The 3197-nt window shown below is 60.4% G+C and carries 5 protein-coding genes; 4 read left to right on the forward strand and 1 reads right to left on the reverse strand.

The window, feature by feature from the left end; genetic code table 11:
* Positions 1 to 52: 52 nt before the first annotated feature.
* On the reverse strand, positions 53 to 775 hold the full coding sequence (gene mtgA, locus PMI34_RS10185) for a monofunctional biosynthetic peptidoglycan transglycosylase (RefSeq protein WP_008051415.1): 723 nt from the start codon (positions 773 to 775) through the stop codon (positions 53 to 55).
* A gap of 74 nt (positions 776 to 849) precedes the next feature.
* On the opposite strand from mtgA, the gene PMI34_RS10180 reads away from it, so the two are divergent.
* From PMI34_RS10180 to trmB, 4 genes are all read left to right on the forward strand, one after another.
* Complete coding sequence (locus tag PMI34_RS10180; RefSeq protein WP_008051418.1) at positions 850 to 1221, forward strand: DUF423 domain-containing protein; 372 nt, start codon at positions 850 to 852, stop codon at positions 1219 to 1221.
* 90 nt (positions 1222 to 1311) lie between these two features.
* Positions 1312 to 1512, forward strand: coding sequence for a sulfur carrier protein ThiS (gene thiS / locus PMI34_RS10175; RefSeq protein ID WP_008051420.1), 201 nt, complete (start codon positions 1312 to 1314; stop codon positions 1510 to 1512).
* 60 nt (positions 1513 to 1572) lie between these two features.
* Positions 1573 to 2367, forward strand: coding sequence for a thiazole synthase (locus PMI34_RS10170; RefSeq protein ID WP_008051425.1), 795 nt, complete (start codon positions 1573 to 1575; stop codon positions 2365 to 2367).
* A gap of 9 nt (positions 2368 to 2376) precedes the next feature.
* Positions 2377 to 3102, forward strand: coding sequence for a tRNA (guanosine(46)-N7)-methyltransferase TrmB (gene trmB / locus PMI34_RS10165; RefSeq protein ID WP_008051426.1), 726 nt, complete (start codon positions 2377 to 2379; stop codon positions 3100 to 3102).
* Positions 3103 to 3197: the final 95 nt, after the last annotated feature.

The following is a 3197-nucleotide window of genomic DNA, read 5'->3' on the forward strand; positions in this document are numbered from 1 at the left end:
AGGGGGTAGCCATTTCATTAGTGGTTTTCAGGGTCTGAAGAATTATGATCAGTTATTGCGCCCAAGGCGCCCGGCGCGAATCGTTCAGCCCGACCAGATAACTGTCGCCACCCAGTTGGCTCATCTGCCTCCGAATCCAGCCCGCGCGTCGCGCCACGTAGGCGGTCGGATGGCTCGCACTCCACACTCGAGGATTGGGCAGTACGGCGGCCAACAAGCTCGATTGCTGACGGCTGAGGTTCCTGGCACTCACGCCAAAGTGATGCCGGGCCGCCGCTTCGGCGCCAAACACGCCGTCATCCCACTCGACACTGTTGAGGTACACCTCAAGAATTCGCTGCTTGGGCCAGAACACTTCGATCAGTCCGGTGAACCAGGCTTCCAGGCCTTTGCGCAGCCAGCTGCGGCCAGACCACAGGAAAAGGTTTTTCGAGACTTGCTGGCTCAGGGTGCTGGCACCACGGATCGAACCGCCGCGCTCGTTATGGGCAAACGCCGCCTGAATCGCGCCGATATCGAAGCCCCAGTGCTCCGGGAACTTCTGGTCTTCGCCGGCAATCACCGCGACTTTCAGGTCATCGGAGATCTCGTCCCAGGGTTTCCAGGTCCGTTGCAGGTCGATGGGTTCGCCGTCAAACCAGGATTCGATCTTGCGCTCGACCATCAGCGTCGTCCCCGGTGGCGGCACTACGCGAAAGATCAGCACCAGCAATACGCTGCCACCCATGAACCAGAGCGCGGCCTTGGTGAAATGACGGAAATAGATACGCAGCATAGAGATGGCTTGGCCGAACCCGTTGAGCGGGCCATTATACAGACCCTTTGGATCGAAACTGACTGGAGTTCTGCATGCTGCGTGGCTTTCTGATGCTGGCCGCTTTTTTCGGCTTCACCGGTGTCGGCCTCGGGGCTTTTGCCGCCCATGGCCTGAAGAGTCGTCTGAGCGCCGAGTACCTGACGATCTTCCACACCGGCGTCACCTATCAACTGGTGCACGCCCTGGCGTTGCTCGGTGTTGCAGCACTGGCCACGCAAATTCCCGGACGACTCGCCACCTGGGCCGCTGCGTCGTTTGCCATCGGTATCCTGCTGTTCTCCGGCAGCCTGTATGTATTGACGCTGACGGGCATCAGCAAGCTCGGCATCGTCACCCCGTTCGGTGGCCTGGCCTTCCTGGTGGGCTGGTTTTGCCTCGGACTTGCCGCCTGGCGCCTGAGCTGACTTAACGGTCCATTTCATGACGAATGGCTTGGGTCGGCCTGACTGATCGGGCTAGAATGCCAGCCCCTAAAAATGATGGCGGCATCCGGCATGCGCATTCAGTTGAACGGCGAATCCTTTGAACTGCCCGACGGTGAAACCGTTGCGGCCCTGATCACCCGTCTGGACCTCACCGGACGCCGGGTGGCGGTCGAACTCAATCTGGATATCGTCCCGCGCAGTCAGCATGCAGACACCGCGTTGAACGACGGCGACAACGTCGAAGTGGTGCATGCCATCGGCGGCGGCTAGCAGCCTCGGCCGAGTGGCCACAGAATTCTGCAAGTACCTCACCCCTACAGAGGATTTCCCATGAGCATCGTTCGCAGCGACAAGCCTTTCGTCCTGGCCGGTCGTACTTACCAGTCGCGTTTGCTGGTCGGTACCGGCAAGTACCGTGACATGGAAGAAACCCGCCTGGCCATCGAAGCCTCGGGTGCCGAGATCGTCACCTTCGCCGTGCGTCGCACCAACCTTGGCCAGATCGAGGGCGAGCCGAACCTGCTCGATGTGCTGTCGCCGGATCGCTACACTTTCCTGCCGAACACCGCCGGTTGCTACGACGCCATCGAAGCCGTGCGCACCTGCCGCCTGGCCCGTGAGCTGCTCGATGGCCATAACCTGGTGAAGCTGGAAGTGCTGGCCGACCAGAAAACCCTGTTCCCCAACGTGATCGAAACCCTCAAGGCCGCCGAAACGCTGGTCAAGGAAGGCTTCGACGTGATGGTCTACACCAGTGATGATCCGATCATCGCCCGTCAGTTGGCGGAAATCGGCTGTATCGCGGTGATGCCGCTCGCTGGTTTGATCGGCTCCGGCCTGGGGATCTGCAATCCGTACAACCTGCAGATCATCCTCGAAGAAGCCAAAATCCCGGTGCTGGTGGATGCCGGTGTCGGTACTGCTTCCGACGCCACCATTGCCATGGAACTGGGTTGTGACGCGGTGCTGATGAACTCGGCCATTGCCCACGCCCAGCAGCCGGTCATGATGGCTGAAGCCATGAAACATGCGATCGTCGCAGGCCGCCTGGCTTACCTCGCCGGCCGCATGCCGAAAAAACTCTATGCCAGCGCCTCTTCGCCGCTGGATGGTCTGATCAAGTAAGAGCCATTGATGACTGAATCGAACGACACGCCAATCCAGACGGAAGAAGGCGACGAGCGCCAACACCGCCGCATCAAGAGTTTCGTGATGCGCGCCGGGCGCATGACCGAAGGCCAGCAAAAGGGCCTGGAGCAGGGCACTCCGCTGTTCGTGCTGCCGCTGGCCGACGCGCCGGTGGATTTCGACCAGGTGTTCGGTCGCTCGGCACCGCGCTCGCTGGAAATCGGTTTCGGCATGGGCCACTCGCTGCTGGAAATGGCAGCGGCTGCGCCGGATCAGGATTTCATCGGCGTCGAGGTTCACCGTCCGGGTGTCGGCGCGCTGCTCAATGGTGTGCTGACGCAGGGTTTGACCAACCTGCGGGTCTACGATTGCGATGCGATCGAAGTGCTCAACCGCTGCGTGGCCGATAACAGCCTCGATCGCCTGATGCTGTTTTTTCCGGACCCATGGCACAAGAGCCGTCACCACAAGCGCCGTATCGTTCAGGCGTCTTTCGCTGAGCTGGTGCGCAGCAAGTTGAAGGTCGGCGGCATTCTGCATATGGCCACCGACTGGGAACCGTACGCCGAGTACATGCTGGAAGTGATGAATGTCGCCCCGGGTTATCGCAACCTGGCCGAAGACGGCAAGTGCGTACCGCGCCCGACCGAGCGCCCGATCACCAAGTTCGAACGCCGTGGCGAACGTCTTGGGCATGGGGTGTGGGATTTGAAGTTCGAGAAGCAGTCTTAAGACCAATGCAATAAAACTGTGGGAGCGGGCTTGCCCGCGATGAGGCCATAACAGTCAACATAGATGTTGAATGTTATGGCCTCATCGCGGGCAAG

The sequence above is a fragment of the Pseudomonas sp. GM74 genome (assembly GCF_000282455.1).
Classification (GTDB): Bacteria; Pseudomonadota; Gammaproteobacteria; order Pseudomonadales; family Pseudomonadaceae; genus Aquipseudomonas.